Annotated in this window: 1 protein-coding gene; it reads right to left on the minus strand. The window is 50.3% G+C overall.

The window, feature by feature from the left end:
• Nucleotides 1-234 precede the first annotated feature (234 nt).
• The coding region (locus R7P74_RS28310; RefSeq protein WP_318124011.1) for a hypothetical protein at nt 235-561 on the minus strand (327 nt) is incomplete at its 5' end.

Genomic DNA, 561 nt, shown 5'->3' on the forward strand with positions numbered 1-561 from the left:
AGAGCTGGCGTAAACTGCCCAGAGTAGTTCAAGTTTGGGCAGATCATTTCAAGCATCTCATCAGGTACAGATTCAAGCCCCATTTGCGCGGCCAATGGCTTCGCCTTTTTCAGACCTTCCTCAAGCACTCTCTGATTTACAAGTTGTTCTAATGTGTTCATTTGACTCTCCACTTTCGAGAGAGCAATGCAAGCCGTCTCCGGACTTACATTGCCCGTTAACGGCTTTATTGGTTTATCCCAAGAGGTACGGAGCTACGCCAGTCAGGAAGCCCATGACTCCCAACACAGCGCCAACCACGCCCAATTTGATTGACAGTTGGACACTTTGATCCGGATGGTTCCAGAACCACTGCCAGACTTCCCAGCGCCTGGCTCTGCGAACCTCAAGATTTACAGTGTCTTTAAAACGAACACCCAGAGCATCTACCGCATCGTAATCCAGCGCGACCGCCAGCTTTGTGATGGATAAATTCCCAGGGTTGCCCATCGCATACCGGAGAACCTTTGCTTTGGTCTCTGGGTTTACGATCATAACCGGCTCCCTCCTGAAAAAACGGGT

Source organism: Vibrio sp. 2033, assembly GCF_033339735.1.